The organism is Bacillus sp. FJAT-27245 (assembly GCF_001273955.1).
Taxonomy (GTDB): domain Bacteria; phylum Bacillota; class Bacilli; order Bacillales; family Cytobacillaceae; genus Bacillus_D.
Window position 1 is genome coordinate 4,324,407 of sequence record NZ_LIGI01000001.1, and the last position, 23,253, is coordinate 4,347,659.

24 protein-coding genes and 4 riboswitches are annotated in these 23,253 nt (G+C 45.3%); of the genes, 2 read left to right on the forward strand and 22 right to left on the reverse strand.

Translation table 11 applies throughout. The features are described 5' to 3' along the window. Nucleotides 1–27: 27 nt before the first annotated feature. The 6 genes from ADU24_RS21120 to ADU24_RS21145 form a co-directional block, all read right to left on the reverse strand. A complete protein-coding gene (locus tag ADU24_RS21120; RefSeq protein ID WP_053368495.1) occupies nucleotides 28–672 on the reverse strand; it encodes a queuosine precursor transporter in 645 nt (214 codons plus the stop codon). Nucleotides 673–687: 15 nt separating this feature from the next. Next, nucleotides 688–1,188 (reverse strand): preQ(1) synthase, encoded by a 501-nt coding sequence (queF, locus tag ADU24_RS21125; RefSeq protein WP_053368496.1) that lies wholly within the window; start codon nucleotides 1,186–1,188, stop codon nucleotides 688–690. Nucleotides 1,189–1,314: 126 nt separating this feature from the next. Continuing rightward, a riboswitch (PreQ1 riboswitch) is annotated at nucleotides 1,315–1,361 on the reverse strand. A gap of 79 nt (nucleotides 1,362–1,440) precedes the next feature. Beyond that, the gene (htpG, locus tag ADU24_RS21130) at nucleotides 1,441–3,321 is read right to left on the reverse strand and encodes a molecular chaperone HtpG (protein ID WP_053368497.1); all 1,881 of its coding nucleotides are present in this window, start codon (nucleotides 3,319–3,321) and stop codon (nucleotides 1,441–1,443) included. Between the two features lie 161 nt (nucleotides 3,322–3,482). Then, a complete protein-coding gene (locus ADU24_RS21135) occupies nucleotides 3,483–4,217 on the reverse strand; it encodes a sulfite exporter TauE/SafE family protein (RefSeq protein ID WP_053368498.1) in 735 nt (244 codons plus the stop codon). Between the two features lie 568 nt (nucleotides 4,218–4,785). After that, nucleotides 4,786–6,069: an NCS2 family permease gene (locus ADU24_RS21140; RefSeq protein WP_197277542.1), complete on the reverse strand. Its 1,284-nt coding sequence runs from the start codon at nucleotides 6,067–6,069 to the stop codon at nucleotides 4,786–4,788. Between the two features lie 280 nt (nucleotides 6,070–6,349). Beyond that, a complete protein-coding gene (locus tag ADU24_RS21145) occupies nucleotides 6,350–7,642 on the reverse strand; it encodes an NCS2 family permease (protein WP_053368499.1) in 1,293 nt (430 codons plus the stop codon). A gap of 726 nt (nucleotides 7,643–8,368) precedes the next feature. Here ADU24_RS21145 and deoD point away from each other — a divergent pair. Beyond that, nucleotides 8,369–9,073, forward strand: a complete 705-nt coding sequence (deoD, locus tag ADU24_RS21150; RefSeq protein ID WP_053368500.1) for a purine-nucleoside phosphorylase — start codon at nucleotides 8,369–8,371, stop codon at nucleotides 9,071–9,073. 93 nt (nucleotides 9,074–9,166) lie between these two features. On the opposite strand, the gene ADU24_RS21155 is transcribed toward deoD, so the two are convergent. Next, nucleotides 9,167–9,505, reverse strand: coding sequence for a helix-turn-helix domain-containing protein (locus ADU24_RS21155; RefSeq protein WP_053368501.1), 339 nt, complete (start codon nucleotides 9,503–9,505; stop codon nucleotides 9,167–9,169). A gap of 17 nt (nucleotides 9,506–9,522) precedes the next feature. Beyond that, on the reverse strand, nucleotides 9,523–10,455 hold the full coding sequence (locus ADU24_RS21160) for a hypothetical protein (protein ID WP_053368502.1): 933 nt from the start codon (nucleotides 10,453–10,455) through the stop codon (nucleotides 9,523–9,525). A gap of 459 nt (nucleotides 10,456–10,914) precedes the next feature. Beyond that, a riboswitch (cyclic di-GMP riboswitch) is annotated at nucleotides 10,915–10,998 on the forward strand. Between the two features lie 30 nt (nucleotides 10,999–11,028). Between ADU24_RS21160 and ADU24_RS21165 the strand changes: the two genes are divergently transcribed. Continuing rightward, nucleotides 11,029–11,520 carry a hypothetical protein gene (locus ADU24_RS21165; RefSeq protein ID WP_053368503.1) on the forward strand — a complete coding sequence of 164 codons (492 nt, stop codon included), beginning with the start codon at nucleotides 11,029–11,031 and terminating at the stop codon, nucleotides 11,518–11,520. 106 nt (nucleotides 11,521–11,626) lie between these two features. Here ADU24_RS21165 and ADU24_RS21170 read toward each other — a convergent pair whose 3' ends face one another. The 14 genes from ADU24_RS21170 to ADU24_RS21240 all read right to left on the reverse strand — a co-directional run bounded on the left by ADU24_RS21170 (nucleotide 11,627) and on the right by ADU24_RS21240 (nucleotide 23,184). Then, nucleotides 11,627–12,553, reverse strand: a complete 927-nt coding sequence (locus ADU24_RS21170; RefSeq protein WP_053368504.1) for an HD domain-containing phosphohydrolase — start codon at nucleotides 12,551–12,553, stop codon at nucleotides 11,627–11,629. A gap of 116 nt (nucleotides 12,554–12,669) precedes the next feature. Next, nucleotides 12,670–13,095: a hypothetical protein gene (locus ADU24_RS21175; protein ID WP_053368505.1), complete on the reverse strand. Its 426-nt coding sequence runs from the start codon at nucleotides 13,093–13,095 to the stop codon at nucleotides 12,670–12,672. A gap of 66 nt (nucleotides 13,096–13,161) precedes the next feature. Then, nucleotides 13,162–13,250: riboswitch (cyclic di-GMP riboswitch) on the reverse strand. A gap of 111 nt (nucleotides 13,251–13,361) precedes the next feature. Next, nucleotides 13,362–14,102 (reverse strand): amino acid ABC transporter ATP-binding protein, encoded by a 741-nt coding sequence (locus ADU24_RS21180; protein WP_053368506.1) that lies wholly within the window; start codon nucleotides 14,100–14,102, stop codon nucleotides 13,362–13,364. Between the two features lie 24 nt (nucleotides 14,103–14,126). Further along, nucleotides 14,127–14,861: an amino acid ABC transporter permease gene (locus ADU24_RS21185; protein ID WP_053368507.1), complete on the reverse strand. Its 735-nt coding sequence runs from the start codon at nucleotides 14,859–14,861 to the stop codon at nucleotides 14,127–14,129. Between the two features lie 72 nt (nucleotides 14,862–14,933). Beyond that, the gene (locus tag ADU24_RS21190; RefSeq protein ID WP_053368508.1) at nucleotides 14,934–15,779 is read right to left on the reverse strand and encodes a transporter substrate-binding domain-containing protein; all 846 of its coding nucleotides are present in this window, start codon (nucleotides 15,777–15,779) and stop codon (nucleotides 14,934–14,936) included. A 100-nt stretch (nucleotides 15,780–15,879) separates the two neighbouring features. Further along, a riboswitch (Lysine riboswitch) is annotated at nucleotides 15,880–16,061 on the reverse strand. A gap of 188 nt (nucleotides 16,062–16,249) precedes the next feature. Next, a complete protein-coding gene (locus ADU24_RS21195; protein ID WP_053368509.1) occupies nucleotides 16,250–17,731 on the reverse strand; it encodes a glycoside hydrolase family 32 protein in 1,482 nt (493 codons plus the stop codon). 195 nt (nucleotides 17,732–17,926) lie between these two features. After that, nucleotides 17,927–19,333, reverse strand: coding sequence for a sucrose-specific PTS transporter subunit IIBC (locus ADU24_RS21200; protein WP_053368510.1), 1,407 nt, complete (start codon nucleotides 19,331–19,333; stop codon nucleotides 17,927–17,929). A 239-nt stretch (nucleotides 19,334–19,572) separates the two neighbouring features. Next, nucleotides 19,573–20,079 (reverse strand): hypothetical protein, encoded by a 507-nt coding sequence (locus ADU24_RS21210; RefSeq protein WP_053368512.1) that lies wholly within the window; start codon nucleotides 20,077–20,079, stop codon nucleotides 19,573–19,575. Nucleotides 20,080–20,107: 28 nt separating this feature from the next. Continuing rightward, nucleotides 20,108–20,569: an Hsp20/alpha crystallin family protein gene (locus ADU24_RS21215; RefSeq protein ID WP_053368513.1), complete on the reverse strand. Its 462-nt coding sequence runs from the start codon at nucleotides 20,567–20,569 to the stop codon at nucleotides 20,108–20,110. 44 nt (nucleotides 20,570–20,613) lie between these two features. Continuing rightward, the gene (locus ADU24_RS21220) at nucleotides 20,614–21,081 is read right to left on the reverse strand and encodes a hypothetical protein (protein ID WP_053368514.1); all 468 of its coding nucleotides are present in this window, start codon (nucleotides 21,079–21,081) and stop codon (nucleotides 20,614–20,616) included. Between the two features lie 12 nt (nucleotides 21,082–21,093). After that, nucleotides 21,094–21,336, reverse strand: a complete 243-nt coding sequence (locus ADU24_RS21225; protein ID WP_053368515.1) for a spore germination protein — start codon at nucleotides 21,334–21,336, stop codon at nucleotides 21,094–21,096. A 26-nt stretch (nucleotides 21,337–21,362) separates the two neighbouring features. Beyond that, nucleotides 21,363–21,605: a spore germination protein gene (locus tag ADU24_RS21230; RefSeq protein ID WP_053368516.1), complete on the reverse strand. Its 243-nt coding sequence runs from the start codon at nucleotides 21,603–21,605 to the stop codon at nucleotides 21,363–21,365. A 67-nt stretch (nucleotides 21,606–21,672) separates the two neighbouring features. Continuing rightward, nucleotides 21,673–21,891, reverse strand: a complete 219-nt coding sequence (locus ADU24_RS21235; RefSeq protein WP_053368517.1) for a spore germination protein — start codon at nucleotides 21,889–21,891, stop codon at nucleotides 21,673–21,675. A 264-nt stretch (nucleotides 21,892–22,155) separates the two neighbouring features. Next, entirely contained in the window at nucleotides 22,156–23,184 is a 1,029-nt protein-coding gene (locus ADU24_RS21240; RefSeq protein WP_053368518.1) for a YeiH family protein, read from the reverse strand. Nucleotides 23,185–23,253 lie beyond the last annotated feature (69 nt).

Here is a 23,253-nt window from a genome sequence, read left to right on the forward strand (position 1 = left end):
ATGTAGCAAGGCGGAGTTCTTTTTTTGTTAATCAAGGGCAACCGCCCCGTTTTTTTCTCCATCTGTCCCCTCTTTTTTCCTAATGATTCCTACAAGAAGATACACAAGCGGGGTTACGGCAATCGAAGCAAAAAACTTAAAAATGTATTGGGTAATGATCAACGCCCCAAGCACAGCTGTCGGCACGACCCCGTAAAAGGCAATCCCGATGAAAATGGCCGTATCAACGAGCTGGCTTAGCATGGTTGAAGCATTGTTGCGGAGCCAGAGCTTTTTTTGCCCATGGCGGTTTTTCAATTTGTTGAAAACAAGAACATCGAGATTCTGGCTGATAGCATAGGAAATCAGGCTCGCGGCAATCACCCGGAAGCTTCCTCCCAAAATGGTTTCAAACGATTGCTGCTCTGAAAACACCGGTGCGGACGGCAACGCGATTGTAGCCGCTATGAAAACCAGGGCGAGGATTTGCGTCATCAAACCAGCCTTGACAGTCCTCTGTGCCTGCTTTTTCCCGTAAACCTCGACAATTACATCGATGATTGGATAAGTGAAAACATACACGATGACAGCCGCGGGCAGGATAGCATAATTGCCGATGCTGAATAGCTTAACAGCTACAACGTTCGCAAGGATCAATAGCCCGACGAACGCTCCATTCAAGTATAAAATCATCTAGTTTGTCCCCTTTTACCTGTTGTCGATTTTTTCAGGGTAAAGGTCGTGGTTCATCAAGCGGAAATTGGCCATTTCCTCATACTTCGTCCCTGGTTTCCCATAATTGCACCACGGGTCGATGGAAATGCCTCCCCTTGGCGTAAACTTGCCCCAAACCTCGATATAGCGAGGATCGAGCAGCTTAATCAGATCATTCATGATAATATTGACGCAATCCTCATGGAAATCGCCGTGGTTCCGGAAACTGAAAAGGTAAAGCTTGAGCGATTTGCTCTCCACAATTTTTTTATCCGGAATATACGAAATATACATCGTGGCAAAATCGGGCTGATTGGTCAGCGGGCACAAGCTTGTAAATTCAGGGCAATTGAATTTAACGAAATAGTCCCTGTTTGAATGGAGATTGTCGACTGCCTCCAAAACTTCCGGTGCATATTGAAACGCATATTTTGTCCCCTGGTTGCCCAATAGGGTTAAATCCTTCAAACCTTCCTCATGGCTTCGTCCAGACATAAAAAAACCCCCTTGTAAAAGTATCCCGCCCTTTTACAAGAGAGCCTCCGCCAATGAACCTGCTAAAAACAACGGAAATAACCAGTAAAAAAGCCATGTCCGATTATGGACATGGCTGATGGTCATGTATCCATAGTTTTTTATAGAGGGTATCAGCTATGAACCTCTCCCGTTAAGGCACGGGCATTCAATTCCTTTTCATATGTTACAGAAAAGGCGCGCATACGTCAAACATATTTTTCCGGCAGAACGTTACACCATAATCTTGCAAATATCATTCGTAAATTCGACCGGATCCTGGACCGGCAGCCCCTCAATCAGGAGCGCCTGGTTGTAAAGCAGGTTCGTATAAAGGGCCAGCTTCTCCTTGTCCTTCCCGAGCGCATCCTTCAACGACTGGAACACTTCATGGTTCGGGTTGATCTCAAGGATTTTCTCCGCCTTTACGTCCTGGCTGTTCGGCATCTGGCGGAGGATTTTTTCCATTTCGATTGTCAGGTCGCCTTCGCTTGCCAGGCAGACCGGATGGGACTTGAGGCGCTTGGAAACCCTCACATCCTTTACTTTTCCGGAAAGAACGTCCTTCATCGCATCAAACAGCTCTTTGTTTTCCTCTGCTTCGGTCTCGGCTTCCTTCTTTTCCTCTTCCGATTCAATCCCGAGGTCGCCGCTTGCAATCGACTTGAATTCCTTTTCCTTGTAATTCATCAGCATACGGATTGCGAACTCATCGATATCCTCAGTGAAGTAAAGGATTTCATATCCCTTATCCGAAACAAGCTCGGCCTGAGGAAGCTTTTCGAGGCGTTCAACCGATTCACCGGCCGCATAGTAAATATACTTCTGCTCCTCCGGCATCCGCGACACATACTCGTCGAGCGTAACTAGCTTCTTCTCTTTTGACGAATAAAACATTAACAGGTCCTGAAGGGTTTCCTTATGTGCGCCAAAATCGCTGTACACGCCATACTTCAGCTGGCGTCCGAATGATTCATAGAATTTTTCATACTTCTCGCGGTCGTCCTTCAGGAGGGCAAGCAGCTCGCTCTTAATCTTCTTGCTGATATTCTTGGCAATCAGCTTCAGCTGGCGATCATGCTGCAGCATTTCCCTCGAAATGTTCAACGACAAATCCTCGGAGTCAACCATCCCTTTTACAAAGCTGAAATGGTCAGGAAGCAAATCCGCGCACTTGTTCATAATCAGGACGCCGTTGGAATACAGCTCCAGACCCTTTTCGAATTCCTTCGAGTAGTAATCGAACGGGATGTTTTCTGGGATGAACAGGATCGCATTATAGCGGACAGCCCCATCGACGCTTATATGGATATGTTTCAGCGGCTTGTCGAAACCATAATGCTTTTCGTTGTAAAAATTCGTATAATCATCGTCCGTCAGCTCGCTCTTGTTCTTTCTCCAAATCGGCACCATGCTGTTGACAGTCTGCTCTTCCTGGACAGTCTCCCACTCGTCATCGCTGCCTTCTTTTTTCCTGCTTGTGCTGACGTCCATTTTAATCGGATAGCGGATGAAGTCGGAGTATTTCTTGACAATTGACTTCAGGCTGTATTCCTCAAGGAACTCGTCGTATTGCTCGTCTTCGGTATTTTCTTTTATTTTTAAAAGTACTTCCGTGCCCACGCCATCCTTTTCGGCCGGCTCAATCGTGTATCCGTCCGCACCGGTGGACTCCCACTTGTACGCCTCATCGCTGCCAAGCGCTTTGCTGATCACGGTCACGACATCGGCAACCATAAAGGCCGCATAGAATCCGACCCCGAATTGGCCGATAATGTCATAGCCATCCTTAAGGTCGGTTTCTTTTTTAAACGCAAGCGAGCCGCTTTTCGCAATCGTCCCGAGATTCGTTTCCAACTCTTCCTTCGTCATCCCGATCCCGGTATCGATAATCTTCAAAGTCCGGTTTTCTTTGTCCGCAACAATCTTTATGTAGTAATTCTCTTTATCAAAAACAAGCGAATCATCTGTCAGCGCTTTGTAGTAAATCTTGTCGATTGCATCGCTCGAATTGGAAATCAGTTCGCGCAAAAACACTTCCCGCTTTGTATAAATGGAGTTGATCATCATTTCCAAAAGCCTTTTCGACTCGGCCTGGAACTGCTTCTTTTCCATAAGAATATCCCCTTTCCAGTGCATGTCCACAACTATTTTAGCACTCTTGTTTCAAGAGTGCTAATCTCACTAAATATTTATCATACAGGTTTGAAAATTGTCAATAAATTATTTGGAAATCGACCGTTTTTCATCATTTTAGCAAGGTGGATATACAGCCGTTACTGCACTGCCCTTACAAACACCTGAATTATGAGAGCGACTGTGGCGACACGCAGGATTGGTTTTACAAATTGCGGTTTCAGTTTTTCGGCAATCCGGACGCCCAGCTGCGCGCCAGTTACCGATCCGAGCATAAGCGCGAGCGTCATCGGCCAAATGATTTTTCCCGAAGCGATGTACATCGCCGCCGCCCCGATGCAGCTTGAAAAAGTGGCCAGCCGCACAAACCCGACTGCGCGAAGATAGGAAATGTTCAAATATCCGAACAGATATAGCATCAACGTGCCTTGGCCCGGGCCAAAAAGGCCATCATATATGCCAATTCCGTACAGTCCTGGCAGGCTGACTTTGTTTATCTTCAACTTTGCGTTCCCCATGAAACTTCCTTTTCCAATAAAAGATGTTATAAAGGCAAAGGTTAATAGAATAAGGGCAAGGAGCATCATCTTATCAGCGGGTATCCTTGTAGCTAGAAATCCACCGCTCATCCCTCCCAAAATGCTAACCGGAATAATCCAATACGCTTCCTTCCATGTAACCCGTTTCGTTCGGTAGAGATGGAAAAAGCTTGAGAACGAACTGACTGTATTGGATACTTTATTCGCCCCAATTGCCGAGTGTGCAGGCATGCCAAGCAGAAGCATCATCGGAAGGCTAATCAATCCGCCTCCCCCTGCCAAAGTACCAATTGTCGTCGCACATATACCGGTAAGGAAAATTATAATATATTCCAATTCAACCACCCCTTTCCTTTAGTGTAGTGCAGAAATTCACTTAAATAAATTTTATTGTTTTTATAGTAAAGCATAAGTTTTTCTTATTGAATTTGTCGAATGTTGCAAGAATATAGGGAAGCAGAAAAGAACAGTAGAGAGGAAGAAAAATGATTGCGGGATAAGTTACAGAGGGTAGACTCAGACTCAAAACGAAGAAATAGTGGAGCCGCTCTCCAAATCTGGGGCCAATTCGGACATAGAGGTTTGGTTCTGATAACTGCATTTGTTTTCCGAATCCCTTGGGGTACTATGGTGATTTAACCGATGTTTGGACAGTAAGGTAAATTCCCAAGACGCCCATGTCCAAAGATGCCTTATGTTTGGATAGCAAAATGAATTATAAAGAGGCGGGTGTCCCCAAATCAGTGACAAAACGGAAAAAGAGGACCAAAAAGCAAGTCTTTGTTCGGATCCCGGAGTAGTTTGGACACAAAGAGTGTCAAAGGGATTTGTGCCCGAAGGCGAAACTGCCCCGAAAATCAAAAAAGCCCGCCCCGGCATGCTCGAAAGCAGCCGGGTAACAGGCTTAGGAAAAGAAGTACAACTGAACCGCAAACAGGATTCCAAATACATAAATAAGCGCGTGGACGTTCCTGCCCTTTCCGCTTACGAGCTTGATAATCGGATACGTGATAAATCCTAGGGCAATCCCTGTTGCGATGCTTGAAGTCAGCGGCATGGCAAGAATGGTGATGAAAGCAGGGAAAGCTTCATCGAGTTCACGCCAATTGATTTTCGCAAGCCCCTCCATCATGTAGCAGCCTACGATAATCAGGGCAGGCGCCGTAATTGCCGGCAAGGACGCAATCGCCGATACGAGCGGCGAGAAGAACATTGCAGCAAGCATAAGCGCGCCGGCAGTCAAAGCTGTTAGCCCGGAACGTCCGCCTGCCGCAACACCGGTTGTCGACTCGATATATGCGGTAGATGGGCTCGTCCCAAGTGCCGCACCGACCGTAGTGGCAACGGCATCTGCGCTTAGGGCCGCTCGTGCCCTCGGCAGCTTTCCATTTTTCATAAAACCTGCCTGCTCGGTCACTCCTATCAGTGTTCCCGTTGTATCAAAGAGTGTTACCAACAGGAACGCAAACACAACCGTAAACAAGCCATGCGAAAAGACGCCGGACAGATCCATATCGAAGAAAACAAGCGATGGCGGTGCCGACACAACACCGTCCAGTTTAAGCATACCCATGAAATACCCGATGACCGCTGTCACAAGCATCCCGATAAACAGCGCGCCCTTCACCTTGCGCGCAAGCAAAATCAAGGTTACAAAAAGGCCAACAATCGATAAAATCGTACCCGCGTTATGAAGATTGCCTATTGATACCAACGTTTCCTTATTTCCGGCCACAATGCCCGCCATCTTCAGCCCGAGAAAGGCAATGAACAAGCCAATCCCCGAAGTAATTGCGTGCTTAAGCGACTCCGGAATTGATTCAATCAACATTTCCCGCAGTTTCGTTAACGACAGCAGCAGGAACAGCACTCCTGCCAAAAAAACTGTCCCGAATACGATTTGGTAGCTGACGCCCTGTGTTGCGACAACGCTGGCAAAATAAGCATTCAGCCCCATGCCCGGCGCAATCGCAATCGGATAATTGGCAAACAGGGCCATAATCACCGTCCCGATTACCGCGGCAATAATCGTTGCCATGAATACCTGGTTGAACGGAACACCCGCGGAGGATAGGATGGCGGGGTTTACAACAATAATATACGCCATGGCCATAAATGTCGTCATGCCCGCCACGACTTCAGTCTTAGCGTTTGTATTTAATTCCTTTAGTTTAAAAAGGCGTTCCATGATTGCCTCCTGTAAAATTCCACTCCACAAAGGAAGGAAAAATTTGTTTTTTAGAACCACATGCAATAATACACAGATATTAAATTCAAGTCAATACCCAATGTTCGTGTTTTCGCGTCCTTTTTGGTTCCTTTCATATGAAAAACAAAAGCTTATTTTATTATTGGTGACAAAAATAAAAAAACAGCCGTGCAAACTCGGCTGTCTATTTTTAACATAAAGTCCTCCAAAAGGACTTCGCTCAAGTCCCAAACGGCGTTAAACGGGCGCTTCCGCTTTTCTATAGGGAGCCAAGCAGGAAATATAAGAGGAAGAAAAACGCGATGACGTACATGGTTGCGGATACCTCCGCCCTTTTCCCCGTCACGAGCTTTACAATCGGATAGGCGATAAACCCAAAAGCAATCCCGTTCGCGATGCTGAATGTCAGCGGCATAATCGCAAGCATCAAATAAGCGGGGAATGCTTCCGTAAAGTCATCAAACGCAACGTGCTTCAGGCTTTGCACCATCAGGCAGCCGACTATGATGAGGACAGGGGCGATGGCCTCATTCGGAATGACCTTAAAAAGCGGGATAAGGAACAAGGCCGGGATGAACAAAAGCCCCGCAGTAAACGAAGTGAGCCCTGTCCTTCCCCCTGCTGCAATACCGGTCGCGGACTCCGCAGCAGTTGTCGCAGGGCTGCAGCCAAATAACGATGCGGCCACGACGGAAACTGAATTGGCCTGAAACGACCGCTGGAACTTCGATTTATCGGGCAACATCCCAAGCTGAGTACCCATGTTTTGAAAAATAATTACCATTGACAGCGAAAAGACGGCTGTCCAAAAATTCACCGTACCAATCTGGCTAAAATCATAAGCTGCGAATATCGAATCATACCCTTTAAACGAGATGCTGAAATCCCTTAGGGAAGAAAAATCGACAATCCCCAGCCAGGCGCCAATAGCAGTCCCGGCGAAAATGCCAATAAGGAAATTCCCTCTAACATTCCTCAGGAAAAGCGGCAGCACAACTAGCAGGGTAAGTACTGTTGTCAGGACATGCGGGTCTGCAAAATTGCCCAATTTTACAAAAGTACCTTCACTTGCAACAATCAGCCCACCATTTTTTAACCCAAGGAAAGCGATGAACAGGCCAATCCCGGCTGTCATGGCATGGATCATCGATTGCGGGATGGAACGCGATAAAGCAGCCGCTCCTTTCGTAAAGGCTGCCAGAACAAATGCAATCCCGGCAAATAGGACAGCTGCAAGCGACTGCTGCCACGTCAGGCCAAATGACAGGACAAGTGTGAACACGAAAAAGGCATTGTCTCCCATCCCCGGTACAATAAGGAGCGGCGAGTTCGCCCAAAGCGCCATCAGCATGCAGCCAACAAAGCATACGATAACAGTTGCCAGGGTGACAGCCTCGTACGGCATCCCTGCCATGCTTAATATCGCTCCATTCACGACAATAATATAGGCAACCGTCATGAACGACGTAAGCCCGGCGAGCATTTCCGTCCGTATATTTGTTTGTTCAGATTGTATAGAAAATAGCTTATTCACAATACCTTCACCTCTTATAGCATAAAAGAGCCGGAGTCATTCCAGACGCCAGCTCAAGAAAATCTCTTATCTCTTTCCAACATCATAAGATCGCCAAGCGCCTTAGCGAACGTGGACACCCTACCGTTACAATCGGAACGAGCAGTATCCGAACACACGGAAGCATATAGATTAATTCAGTTTCTCCGACTGCACAGAGCCTTAGCCCAACCGGGGGCTAGAACCTTACATAGTAAAACACAAGTACAAGGCGAATTGCAAGAAATGTTGAAGAATAAACGGTAAATAGCGGAACTCCAAATAATGGAATAAAACTCAACACAAAGTAGAATTTGGTCATATCAATCCGGATCGAAATGTGTAATTTTCCTTATCCTTTAAAAATAACAGCCTACCTTAATGCGAAAACTGGGGAAACGATAATGAACATAACCGATGAAGTAGCGTTCTTGTCTCCCCTTTAACCTTAATGTAACCAATAGGGGCTTGCTAAATTCCACCAAAAATCGCGTCCAAAGTAATTGCAACTCCTGGCGATTCAAACTCTCCTGAAACGGTATAATCTTTAGCCTGCTTTGAAGATACTATACGAGTGAAAGTGTTTGTTTTCAGTAAGCGCTCTACTGGTTATTTTGTTAACTTGTTTACCGATTTTTAAACCAGAAACTTACCAATTAATCAGCGCTGCAGGAAAATTTCCACTGAACGATACCTTTTTCCACTTAATCATGAGGAGGGACTAGAATGAGTCTACACATTGAAGCAAAAGAAGGAGAAATAGCCGAGTCCATCTTGCTGCCTGGCGATCCGCTGCGTGCAAAGTATATCTCCGAAACATTCCTCGAGAACGCGGTCTGCTATAATAATGTCCGCGGGATGCTCGGTTATACAGGCACCTATAAAGGCAAGCGCATTTCCGTCCAGGGGACAGGGATGGGCATGCCTTCCGCAATGATTTACATCCAGGAGCTCATTGAGGGCTATGGCGCTAAAAACCTGATTAGGGTTGGGACATGCGGCGCCATCCAGGAAGAAGTGAAAATCCGCGATGTCATCATCGCCCAGGCCGCGGCCACAAACTCGAATATCATCCGCAGCAGCTTTCCAGGCTTTGATTTCCCGCAAATCGGAAATTTCGATTTGTTGAAAAAAGCCTATGATACCGGTACAGAAAAGGGCTTAAAACTTCGCGTAGGGAATGTAGTATCATCCGACCTGTTCTATACCGACCGCCAGGATGAATTCATCCGCCTTGGCAAACACGGGGTATTGGCAGTTGAAATGGAAGCCGCGGGCCTCTACTATCTTGGCGCGAAATTCGGAGTGAAAGCACTTTGCCTCCTGACCGTCAGCGACCATATTCTCACCGGTGAACAAACCTCTGCCCAGGAGCGCCAGACAACGTTCAACGACATGATTGAAGTCGCGCTTGAAACGATTCACGGGTAGTTTTTTTAAAAAGGAATCTTCCCCCTTAGCAAAAAACGCCAGCCCACTAAATTCAGGGCTGGCGTTTCAATATTGGTTTCAGGAATTTGCCGATTAATTAAACAGCTTGGAAAAGATAGCCTTAAGCGATTTCCCTTTTTTGTAGTAAATCTCATCGCGCACCTTCTCGTTAATCGACTGCCAGAGCATAATTTCAACATCGGATAGCGGCTGAGTCTGTTCCTCTTTTATAAAGGCCGCGAAATAATCAAGAGGAACACCATAGAATCTCGAAATATCCGCCATGATTTCAAAGGAAACAGATTTCCGGTCGCCTTTCTCCAGCATACTTAAATACTGAAGTGTAATCCCCGTCCCATTGGCGACATCTTCAAGCCTCAGGTTTTTTTCACGTCGTAATCTCCTTAGTTCCTGTCCTAACGGCGTTTGCATATTTGTTTCCCTCTCCCCTAATCGATTTCGAGTCTATGTTTAAGCGTTAATATACAATACCAGCTAATAGCCGCCTCGAAAATGGTAATGATCATTTCCTCCGTCTTTATCGGGAACTTGAATTTCCTCATATGGAAATGGAGCATTTCATGGATAATCGTTTGCAGCTGCTCCGGGTAATCCAGCTTCTCATCGATGGCGATTATATTTTTCTCGTAATAGCATACACCTTTTATTTCCCCTAAATTCATAAAAATGAGCTCAACTCTATACTTTTTAGCTAATTTTTCTGTAATGATATCTATGTGCGCCTGGTTGACTCCAATAAATTTCTTATGCAGGAAGCCAATGAATGTGTAATAGGATAAGAAAAGAATGAGTACAAGATTAATTTCAAGATGGTCGTAGAATGCAAGAATCGGAAAAACAATCGCTGCCTCAAATAACATCGGACCAAATCGATCCAGGAATAGCTTTGTCGTGGCCGCCCCGGTTTCAAGGTAGATATACACATATTTCAGCAACACGCTCAGGAATAACATGAATAAGGACGTTAAATAACGGGCCTGGTAATCCATATCGGAGTACCCGTTATACAGTTCGTTACAGACGATGATAATAATCGTATAGATGGACAACAATGAGATGATTGACTGCAGTCGGCCCCTTTTCTGGAGAAGGATCGATATCAGGCTATCAACCAGAAGATAAATAAATCCATATACGACCGAGTATTGGTCAAATATGATCAGCGACAAAATGACATTAAAAAAGGAGTACCCAAAACCGGAAAAAACCTTTAAATTGACCTGATCAAACACAACCATAATACAGAGGAATAAAAGAATTTCCCAATTAAGCTCCGTTGGGACCGTTATGAAAGCGTTCGTTAAAAGGAGCGCGGGAATAAGAAAAACAAGACTGACATTTTTTCGGATAATGCGTCTCATGGTGGTTCACCTGTTTTCCTAGTAATAGTTTTCTACTTCCTTCCATCTTACTTGAAAAAAGAGCATTTTTTAATCATTATTTTTCTACAAATTCACAGTTTTTGACGTAATTTGTCTATTAAAAAAGGTAGGTTTCAACTATTGTTTACTATATACTTTGAATGAACAAGGGCGGTATTGCCCTTGTTCACTTTCTTCCTCCTAAGGTATACACGATCCATTGCCAGCACTAACAATGTTAGTGCTCTTTTTTTGTTTTCCCCTTGAAAAACACGCTTAAATTACCTAACGATCCTCAAAAAATGTCGAGATTTCCAGCCTCCATGTCGACCGGAAAGTATACCTTTTAAACCATTGTTTAATTTATAATTACCGTATACCAGATGTTCTGTATATAGAATCGATCTCTCTGTACAGCGACTATCTGTTCGTGGCTTGTTCCGTACATAGTAACGGACTGGGCTTGAGGGAAGCGATGAAGTATGGCCTGTACATGGACACTTGGGCCCTATGGAGCCAATAGTGTAACCGGCCCTTTAGAAACAAACCATACTCTCAGGGGAGATGAAGAGAATGAAGAAAATTTTATCAAGTCTGGCAGCAGGAGCTTTGGCAATGGGAGTACTCGCAGGATCCGCCTTCGCGGCAGTAACAATCGATCCAGTAGCAGGAACGGGATTTGTAGGTAAAGGCGATGTCCAAACCGCCCTGGGATGGAATAATGCTGAACTGCAGAAAAAAGCCGAAGAACTGAACTTTACTTATTCAACAACAACTACTTATGCCGTTACAGTTTCATGGATTACGGGAGAAGGAACCAAGGGAGAAAACACCCATTATGTTGAGCACAAAAGAGATTCTTCGGTCAATGCAAGTGTAGCTTATGAATCTAGGACCAAAAAGCAGGTTACAGGATTTATCCTTGAAATCACTAATACAGTAACTACGGGTGACATTCCAAAAGTCGGTGATGAATTCCCTGGAAAATCTGGACATATTGTTACAGATATCAAGGAAGTTTCCACAACAGGCGGCTTGTATGTAAACGGTGAACTCCTCCAGTAAAACTGCCTTTAAATTAGGGAGGCACTAAAATACAGCCTCCAATCTGTAAACTTTGACTGTTTGCGGTAAAATAAAAAAGGAATCAATCCCCATTGATTGATTCCTTTCATTTTACCTCTAGCATTTCACTTTGCAGACGCCCTTCTTCTTTTAAAATCTCCACAAACACTTCGACGACTTTCCTGTCATAATGGGTATCGGCCATTCTGATTAGTTCATCTACAGCATACTGTACATCATAAGCCTTCCGGTAGGCCCTGTCTTCTGTCATAGCATCGAATGTGTCACTAACGGCAATAATACGGGCTTCTAAAAGGATTTCATCACCTTTTAAGCCATTTGGATAGCCGCTGCCATTCAGCCGTTCGTGATGCTGTTCTATAATCACCGAGATATCTTCATAATAAAGGTCTTTCACCATTTCTGCTCCATCGCCCGGGTGGTGCTTGACGATGGCAAACTCCTCATCGGACAGCTTATCCGGCTTATTCAAAATTTTCGCCGGTATATTTATTTTTCCTATATCATGAAGGATGGAGGCAATGTATAAATTCTCGAGCTTGTCTTTTGGAAGCATGAGCTTCCTTGCAATTTTAATTGCATATTCCGAAACTCTTTCACTATGTTTATACGTATGCCGATCCTTCTTTTCTACTTCTTCGACAATGGATTTTAATTCCCTGATGTTTTTACTCATTTGGTAAAATGTTGGCTCGGTAATCATCCACAAACACGTTACATCTGTCAGCGCAGTAAAATGGACAGGCTTTTCCAGATTAACTGCTGTATAATAATCGCCTGGGCCCAATTTTATCTTTTCGCCGTCCAATTCACAGACCATTTCGCCCTTCTGGATAAAATAAAATTCGAGTAAATTTGGTAGTTCGCTTGGGTAAATATAAAAAATATTCCCTTTTGAAATTGTCGTGGCCATTACCTCAGCCCCATCACCCCGGGCAAGTAAACGAATATTGAATGAGTCGCTTGAAACTTCTTCTATAAAAGTATCCTTTTTGCCTATCGTAAATGCCACTCATTCCACCCCGCTCTTCACCCAAAAAAAACGAGTCTATTAACGTTAGACCCGTTCACTTAATTCCATCATATAGTATTCAAACTATTTCATCAATTTATTTTTCCCACTTTAAACTAAAGTTTTACAATCCGCAGAGGATCAATCAACACATACCTGTCAGCAAAACGAACCTCCACCCAGTCGCATTCAGCAATAACTCCATATTCCGCGGCCTTCGCAATCGTTTTTCCCGACATTTTCAGCGTTTCCTCATAAACGTCCGCAATGATTTTGTCCAATTGTTCATTGTATTTATTCGCTAATTTTTCACGCAACTCATTATTGCTTTCGCCGATTTTTCTCATTTCCTCAAGATATTCAGCCTGCAGCTTGTCTGCCTTTATTACTGCTTTATCTACTTTTTCGCTAATTTCCTGGTTGGTCTTTTCAATCAAACTAAGGGCCTTGGCCACATCTTTATCTTCATTTGCAAAAGCTGGCGACCCCAAACCCAAAACGAGAATAGCTGTGAATAAGATTGACAATACTTTTTTCAACATCCCTACCCCCTCCACATGTTCAAAAAGTCCAACAAAAAAGACCCACTTATACAAGAGGGACTTTTCACGTGCAGCTGGCTGGCATGGCAGAAATCCTGCTTTAGCCCCTTTAGCTTTGCGTTCTTATCTTTTCAGATAAGTTGCCCCTGGGTCTATTTTATTATCTACCATAATTATACAAGGACTTTTACACTGTTTGCAACTATTATCCAAATTTTTTGAATTTTTTCCGAGAATAATAGATGAAAAGGAGCAAGGATGTCGATTTAGTACTGTTTCAAGGTTCTCTTCAAGAATTCCCTCGTCCGTTCCTGGGTCGGATTGCTGAAGATTTGCTCAGGGCTGCCTTCCTCCGCAATAACCCCTTTATCCATAAAGACGACCCGGTCGGATACTTCACGGGCGAATTCCATTTCGTGCGTAACGATCAGCATTGTCAACCCTGATTCGGCAAGGTCTTTCATAACCTTGAGGACTTCGCCGACCATTTCAGGGTCTAGCGCGGATGTTGGTTCGTCGAACAGCATGACATCCGGTTCCATCGACAGGGCCCTCGCAATCGCCACTCTCTGCTTTTGCCCGCCAGATAATTGATGCGGCTTGGCATTGATGTATTTGTCCATGCCAACCACTTTCAAATAGTTCATGGCTACTTCTTCTGCTTCTTCCTTTGAACGCTTCAGCACCTTTACCTGGCCGACCACACAGTTGCCGAGGACATTGTGGTTGTTGAACAGGTTGAACTGCTGGAACACCATGCCAAGCTTCCTTCTGTAAAGGAACAGGTCATGCTTGTCATCAAGAATATTTTCGCCTTTGTAAATGATTTGGCCGCCGCTTGGCATTTCCAGTAGGTTTACACAGCGGAGAAGCGTCGACTTTCCGGAGCCGGATGAACCGATGATGCTGACAACTTCGCCTTTATTGACTGAAAAATTGATGTCCTTTAACACTTCATGGTTTCCAAAGGACTTATTTAAATGCTGGATATCAATTACTTTTTCCATACGTTCTCCTCCTTTCTGCCGCTGTTATCTCGCAGGCTGGATATCCTCCCCGACAACCGTGTAGCTGTCAGGGCCTTCTATTTTCTTTTCAAAATAACGAAGGATTTTCGTGACGGCAAAGGTCATGACGAAATAAAGGACACACGCCACAAAGAATGACTCGAAGTAACGGAAATTATTCCCCGCTACCGATTTTGTCAGGAAGTACAATTCAGATACCGAGATAACGTTCAGGACGGATGTGTCCTTTATATTGATGACAAATTGATTCCCCGTTGCCGGCAAAATGTTGCGCACAACCTGCGGCAATACGACGTTGATCATTGTCTGGATATGGTTCATTCCGATTGCCTGGGCAGCCTCGAACTGTCCCTTATCGACTGAAATGATTCCGCCGCGGACAATTTCCGCCATATAGGCCCCTGTATTGATTGAGACAACAATAAGTGCCGCCATCATGACATTCATATTAATGTCGAAAGCCAATGCCGATCCGTAATAGATAACCATTGCCTGAACAATCATTGGCGTCCCTCGGAAAAATTCAATATATGCCGATAAAAGAAAATTGACGACTGCCAATACAATTTTTTTAAATCCCCGTTCAGGAACTGGAATCGTCCGGATAATGCCCGCAATCAAGCCGATAATGGCTCCGGCAATTGTCCCAACGAGCGCAATCCAGAGTGTTGTGCCGGCTCCGCGCAGGAACATCTCCCAGTTTTCCGATACGATTTTCACAATCCAATCGATGCTCATGCTTCTCCTCCTCCATATCATCATGAAACCGGCTGTATGCAAGACACAGCCGGTTTCCACTAAAATCTATCTTTATTCTGCTGCTGGCTGGTTCTTGATTGCTTCGTCCATGATGTTTGTTTGTTCTTCTTCGGAAATGCCGCTAAGGATTTCATTGATTTTGTCCTTCAGGCCGCTTCCCTTTTTAAGTCCAACAGCAATCGCCGTGTCATCCTCGGATGTTTTGAAGCCATCCTCGAATTCGACCATCGCGAAGTTTTCATTTGCTGCTGAAGCGCTCACCGCTTCAGGGCGTTCGGAAACGTATCCATCAATGATGCCCGATTCAAGCGCAACCCTCATTGCCGGGAAGTTGTCCATCGCTGTCGCTTTCTTTACGCCCTTGATCTGATCAATGACAGAGTAATGGAATGTATTCAGCTGGGCGGTTACCTTCGCGCCTTTGAAATCCTGGATTGATTTCGCTCCTTCATACTTGCCGCCTTTTTTCACGACCATGACGAGATTCGATTTATAGTAGTTATCCGAAAAGTCGATTGTTCTTTTACGTTCCGCTGTTGGCGACATCCCGGCGATAATCGCATCGATTTTGCCGGAAGTCAAGGAAGGTACAAGGCCATCCCACTCTGTTTTTACAATAACAAGCTCTTTTCCGAGGCCATCGGCGATTTTCTTGGCGATTTCCACATCATAGCCGCCTGCGTATTCGGATGTCCCGGAAATTTTGACAGCTCCATTTGAATCATCTTTTTGCGACCAGTTAAAAGGCGCGTAGCCCGCTTCAAGCCCTACTTTAAAGGTATCCTTTTCTTCCTTGCCATTCGAACCTGATTTTGAACTGTCGGTACCTCCGCAACCGGCCAATGCTAGAATAGCCGTAAACAATAAGACAAGAAATAACGTTCCCCTTTTTTTCACCCTAATCTTCCCCTTTCATTTTTTTAATACACCAAAAAGCGGCCTGAGATAAACTCAGGCCGCAACATGTACAGTTTGCACCCAAATCCTCTCTTTACCCCAATGAGATAGCACAACTCAATAAGCCGGGACGCTTATTGAGACAGTCCTGCAGTTGTTCACTGCAAGCCCAGCAGGCGATACTGAGTATATGGCCCACTTCGGCGATATTTCCTTCTCCCTAGTCTCGATGCTTCTCACGCTCCACTAAAGACTGTTAAATACCGCGCCTCTACCCCACTGTCTAAAGTGAGGTGGTTCTATTAAATTATATACAAATTAGCCTATAACATTCTGACAAATCTGTCAACCTAATTTCCGTCTAAAAGCCTATATCCTGATTCCAATCGAGGATTCTTCTGGAAAATAGGATAACCTTTAACCGAATGCTTTTAAACGCCCGCATATTTCATCCAGCCCCGGAAGCCCATTCATAACACGCCCCTTTGAGCATTGTTTCGTTCAATCTTCAGCTTGTCCAAATCCCACTTGGCAAGATTGAAAAAAGCCCTGCCATAGAATGTAATTGTTTCATCCCTCAAGCTCGGAAAATAACGCGCCGTAAATACTTCTTCCCCCTCGTTCACGAAGATTTCCAGCGAAGAATTGTCCATGAAAATTGTTAGCTGGGATAGGGAGGAAAGCGCACACGTTCTTCTCTCCGGTTCGCCCGTTTTAAAATTTTTCCTTATTAGGCTCATCTCCCGTTTATCACAATCATAAAACAACTCCGCTTCTCTGCGAAAACGAATCCTGAACCCGCCGCTCTCCACTTTTATGTCGTCCAAACGCAATTCCACCGAGCTTCCTTCGACACCATTAAATTGCGTTCCGGTTCCAGTCAATTCTACATTCTTGTAATCAACCCTGTCTTTTCTCAGTGAACAGAGCTCGTCAAGCGGCCGTTGATAAACCTTATCGCCGTGAAGGCTCAACTCCCTGGGGAGGGTCAGCGCATGTACCCAGCGATGGGCTAAAGTCGGCTGGTACGATTCATTCTCATCAGTAATGCCCATCCAGCCATACAGGATGGTTCTCCCCTTATCGTCGACAAATGTTTGAGGCGCATAGAAATCAAACCCCCGGTCAATCTCCGTAAAAGGGCCATGCCTGAAATGGGCCGATTCATAATCAAGAGCCCCAACAAAGTAACCTGACTGGAACAGGTTATGGTAAAAGTGGCCGCTTGGATCCAATCCCTGAGGCGACACGAGCAAAACATCCTTCCCATCCAGGCAGATCAGGTCAGGGCATTCCCACATATAGCCGAATTCCGACAGGCCATTCATCCCTTCACCGGCAATCCTCCCCAATTCCCTCCAGCTTAACATGTCCTCCGATGAAAAAAGGACCGCGGCCCCTTTCCCATCCACGGTCTGGGCACCGATGACCATATACCAGCAGCCGTTTTTCCACCAAACCTTCGGATCCCGAAAATGGGCTGTATACCCCTCCGGCAGCTTGAGAAACGGCCCCTTTTTTTCAAAATGGACGCCGTCCCGGGAAACCGCCACGCATTGATACGTCTCACGCGTCCCATCATCCAGCTTAACGTTCCCGGTATAAAATAGATACAGCTTCCCTTCCCATTCAACCGCGCTCCCCGAATAACAGCCATTCCGTTCATACCACTCACTCGGGGCAAGCGCAATCGGCTCTTCACGCCAGTGGACCATATTCCTGGTTGAATAATGTCCCCAAAATTTCGCTCCATGTGCCGTATCAAAAGGATTCCACTGGTAAAACACATGGTAGGTACCCTTATACTGCACAAGCCCGTTCGGGTCATTCAGCAATCCGACCGGGGGCATAAGATGGTAATTCAGCCGGTACGGATCCTTTTCCACCTGTACTTTGTATTTCTCAATTTCCTCATATGCTTTCTGGACCAGGAAGTCTTCCTTTTCAGTCATGAGCGAACCTCCTTGCGACGTTTACATCTCTGTTTTTTTCCAAACGAGATTATAGTTCTGCCAAACTAGCAGATATTAATGCCAAGTTGCCGTTTTTTATGCCTCAACATGATTCAACCCGCCATCCAGGCAAATGACGGGCAAAATATCTTTCTTCACAAAAGAAGGCAAGTGCCGCCCTGCCTCCTGTAAATCTTACTGCTGTTCGATTTCGTTTTTCACTTTATCAGAGTATCCAAACATCCAGGTCAGCGCGAAGGCGACCGCAATCGCCACAAGGTTGACGAGTATGTACGGCAGGATTTGCCCGTTTAAATAGAGAAGCGTACCCGGGATAACGGTAACCGCCATTCCAGTTGCTTTCAGGCCAAGGATAGACGCCAAAAATCCACCGGCCGCACCGCCAATGAGGCCCATGATGAAAGGCTTGCCATAACGGAGGTTTACCCCGAAGATTGCCGGTTCGGTGATTCCTAATAGCGCCGATACCGAGGATGGGTACGCCAGCGCTTTCAATTTTGCCGATCTGGTCTTGAGGCCAACCGCAAGGGCAGCACCACCCTGCGCGGCAACCGCACAAGTAACAATCGCGTTGTATGGATTATAATGATATTTTGACAGCAACTGGATTTCAAGCATATTGAAAATATGATGAACCCCTGTAATAACAATAATCTGGTTTAGGCCGCCTATCAACAGGCCACTGATTCCGAACGGCCATGAAAGAACATCCGTTGCTACTGACAAAATACCCTGTTCAACGATGTGGAAAATCGGACCGATTACTAGCAATGATAGCGAAATCATAACAAGAAGGGTAATAAATGGCGTAAGAATAAGGTCTAGCGCTTCAGGCACACGCTTCCTTACCGCCCTCTCAAGCTTTGCCCCGATAATTCCCGCGATAAAAGCAGGCAAAACCGAACCCTGATATCCGACAACTGGAATGAAACCAAGGAAGCGAAGCGGCTCAACGTCACCGCCCGCTACCCCCCATGCGTTCGGCAAAGATGGGCTGACAAGCATTAAACCTAACACAAGCCCAATGATCGGCGTTCCGCCAAACACCCTGAATGTCGACCACGCCACAAGCGCCGGAAGGAAAATAAAGGCCGTATCAGTCAAAATTTGCGTAAACAGCAGGAAATTTTGCGGTACATGGTCGGGCGTTACCCCAAAGAGCGCAAGAATTTCTTCCTGCATGACAAGGCCCCGGACCCCCATGAACAATCCGGTCGCAACGAGGACAGGGATAATCGGTACAAACACATCACCGAACGTCCGGATTGCCCGCTGGAACCTGGATCCGGATTTGATTGCTTCGTTCTTTTGCTCGGAGGCTGATTTTGTTTCCAGCCCAAGCTGGGAAACCTCTTCATAGATCCGGTTGACTGTCCCTGTCCCAAAAATAACCTGGTACTGGCCTGAATTGAAAAAGGCTCCCTTGACCTTATCGATTTCCTCAACTCTTTCCTGGTCAATTTTTTCCTTGTCGTTCACCATAATGCGCAGCCGGGTTGCACAATGGGCAACCGAATGGATATTGTCCCTGCCACCGACTGCTTCAATCAACGCTACCGCAATTCTGCGATTTTCCGACATTGGTTTCCCCCCTATTTTGGTTACTTATGAATCAATATCACAACGGCCGCCAATTTAAACAATTTTTTCAAAAGGATGGAAGAGCAAATCACGTTACTAAGCCTCTTTACGGCTGCTCCATGCTTCCCAAATTGAATATGTACGCAAAAAACAGCCCGGCTCTTTTCAGCCGGGGATGGATATATGAGGGATGCTGCCGCTAAAAAATAAAATGCTGATGCACCTACCATCAGCATTCATTAGGAACCTTCTTTGTTCCCCTTATCCTTCATTTCAGCCATTTTTTGATTATACTTCTCCTTTAGTTCCTCAAACTCACCCTTCGTTTCTGCTCCTGCTTCTTTCAGTGCTGCCTTTTCGTATGTGGTTCCGATGTTCAAATGCCCGCTAAGCTCTTTTATTCCTATGGTCCCCAGGTTATTGGCCTGGTCAAATTTCTCAATGAACAGTTTATCAACCTTTATTTCCTGAAAGATGACTGGGGGCACGCTCCCTGAATTTTCGTTGCCGGTGGAGGAGGATTCCTCCGAATGCCGAGCCCGGACCGCAACACTATCGCGATGCAGTTTTTCCAAATCCGAAACGCGGTTCTCAAGTTTCGAGATATGCCGCGTATATTGGTTCAATAGTTGATAGATTGGCGCCAGTTGCGCATTGACTGTTTTTTGAATGTAAAGAAAAAGCTTTTTTTCAAAATGGTCGGTACCTTCCGTCTTTCTTCCCTGTTCCAATTTATTTAAAGGCATAACCTGGTTCACACCCAACTTTTAAAAATCAGCGGATCATGATTGTTTCTTCCCTTGTATACCTTCTTGGATACGTAATAATCAGGAGCCCGTTTTCGAACCTTGCATGGATGTCCTTGCTCTCGGCGGGCTCTGGAAGGTCAATAACCCTTTGGAATTCTCCGTATTTCCGTTCGGTTTGCACAGTGGCCCCATTTATCATTGGTGCCTGGAGGATCCCTTTAATGGTGAGCCTGCTGCCAGAAACCGATAGAGCAATGTCTTCCCTTATTGCCCCGGGAATTTCAAGCAAAAGAATGACATCCCTATCAGTCATATAAATATCGGTTTTGGGGTAGGTGCCTGTTTTTTCCTTCACCTTCTTTTGTCGGACAGGCTGGTCTTCCAAGGCATCGCCCGGCGGATTATCTTCAAAAACCATTTCCCAAAACCGCCCGTTTTGATACTGCTGCGTCATTTCAATCCATTGCTTGATTTTGTCCATATCCATCCGATTTCCCCCTCCATTTTCAAAAAATCATTGCCGGAAAGGGATTACTCCGTGGGCGGGACAGCGACTTCGGTAAATTGCGGGTCCATCTTCTTCCTCATTTTGATCTGCAAATAATTATCGCGGTAGTCCGAAACCGAATCCTTCATCTTTACCATCGATGGCAATGTAAGGACATGCCTTGATTCCGGAGTAGGCAGACCTTCAATGATCAATTGATTGGTATTATGGTAGATTTTTAAATGTGACAGCTGCTCTGCATTTTTGATATACATCCTCGCATAGACATGGTCGTGGCTTTCAAAGGTGGTGACCTGAATTGAATCGATTGGATTTGTATGCATCGCCTCTCCCTGCTCGGCATGCAGGATATCCGCCATTTCAACATGCTTCATTGAGGAGGCAATCGATTTTTCTACCATCTCCTCGACGTATTTCGTAATATCGTTATTCAGGAATGATTGATTCAGCCACTTCGGAAGCCCGCCTTTAAAAAATGGAAAAGGCAGCATAACAGCCCTCCTTTAAAATTGATTGCTCATCGGGAGCGATGGATTGGCGATTTGATCTTGGTCACTTATATCAGGATCAATGTTGTTAGCCCCCATAAATGATGTAGTCGGCGACAAGTCACCCAAGGAAATGTTTGCACCTACATACTTCGCGTTCGCAGTATGGCTATTGTGAATAACTGCTCCCACATCCAGGTTTCCGTTGGTTGTAATTCCGTTCGTTTTCATGCTGAATATATTTATGAAATAAGGCATCTTGTACTCCTTTCAATAAAGCGGCATCAATACTGATTGGCATTCACATTTGCCGGATTTGCAACATCCCCTTGATCGTTTACATCCGGATCAATGAAAACATTTTCCATTCCGGAATTTGCCGGGGAAGTATCGCCATAAGTGGAGTTGACCCCTTGTGATTTTGTATTGGCGGTAGGGGAGTTATGGAGGGCGTCTCCGATGTTCAGGGAGCCATTGTTGGATATGTTGTTTATTTTTATGCTGTATATGTTGATATTCGTGGGCATACTCTCTCCTCCCAACATGGCGTTGGTTATATATATGCCCAGGTCCTCCAATTGGTTAAAAGAAGGTTTATCCGTCTTCCCCGCCTGTTTGCCCCGTATTGATATCAATTGCTTTTGTCTGGTTCCCGCACTCAATAACCTTTGAAAAATCCCCAAAAGACAAGGAAGCTCCAGCTATCTTAAAATTAGACGTATGGCTATTTTGTACGGTAGAACCAATGTTGATGTTGCCGTTCTGTGCTATAATATTCGTTTTCATCCGATGGACAATCGCTATATTTTTCAATGGCTCACATCCTAATTGGCTATCTCGTTTGGAATACTATATGCCAAAGCCCTTTCGGTTGTTATTGGCAGATTACCAGGTCTGCCTTGCTGGATTCCCTTAAGCCTTTCCGAAAGAGAAAACTGGTTGATAGTCGGAGCTGGACGGCTCGATGCTTGCTAGACCGGAAACTGGTCTCCTTTAAACGGAAATATCACTTTTTGTTCTTCTAAAAGAACAAACGACCAGCAAAAAAACAAGCCAGAATCCCTGGCTTGTCCCATTTTAATTCAAATGAAGCAAATGAACCATGATATAACCGAAAACCGCTAAAAGTACCGATCCAATGAGCCCTGCGGCAAATGCCTTCATTCCCAGTTTCCTGAAAGTCTTTATCTCTACGTTCATCCCCAATGCAGCCATTGCCATCGCAATGAGCAGGTAAGCAGCGGTTACGATGTTTCCGGCAGTGGTTTCGGATACGATTCCTAGTGTATTAAAGCCGCTCATGGCCAGGAATCCCAAGATAAACCACGGAATGATCGACATTGAAATTGCTTTCTTTCCGCCTTCCTTTTCGCCTCGCTGCATGAAAAAACCAATCGCCAGCGCTACCGGAACGAGCAGGGCGACGCGCGTTAATTTAACGATTACCGCAAGATCAACCGCTTCATTGCCGCCAGCCGCAGCAGCAGCCACGACATGGGCGACTTCATGCAATGTCCCGCCGGAAAATACCCCATATCCTGTCGGTGTCAGATTCAGAACCGTATATAAAAATGTATACGCAAGTGTAAATAAAGTACCCAAAATGGCTATAGTAGCAGCTGCGACAGCAGTTTCCTCTTCTTTTGCCTTCACTTGTGGTGATATGGCGACGATAGCAGCCGCTCCGCAAATCGCCGTTCCACAGGCAGTAAGGATACCTAACCTTTTTTCAACCCCGAACCAACGGCATAAACCATATACAACCAACAGTGCAAAGACAATCGTTAACGATGCAAGAATAAATACTTTTCCCCCCGCATTATAAATATCCGCAAGGTTTAATCTCATCCCGAGCAAAATAATCCCCAATCTGAGTAATTTCTTATTCGTGAATGTTATTCCGGGCTTTAAGTCTTCCTTGAATCCAAATGCGGCCCTCCATGCCATTCCAAGTAGAATCGCAATCACGAGCTGCCCCATAATTGACAGGAACGGAAATCCTGATAAAAACTTTGCGGCCAGCGCAATCAGAAGTGTAATTCCGAGCCCCTTTCCAAAAGCAGCAGCCTTATTTTTCTTCATTTGTTTCCCGTATGCCTTCCCCATCTCTGTCACTTCCCGTAGTGTAAATTTGTACACTTACACTTTATAGAAATACCTTCTATTAGTAAAATA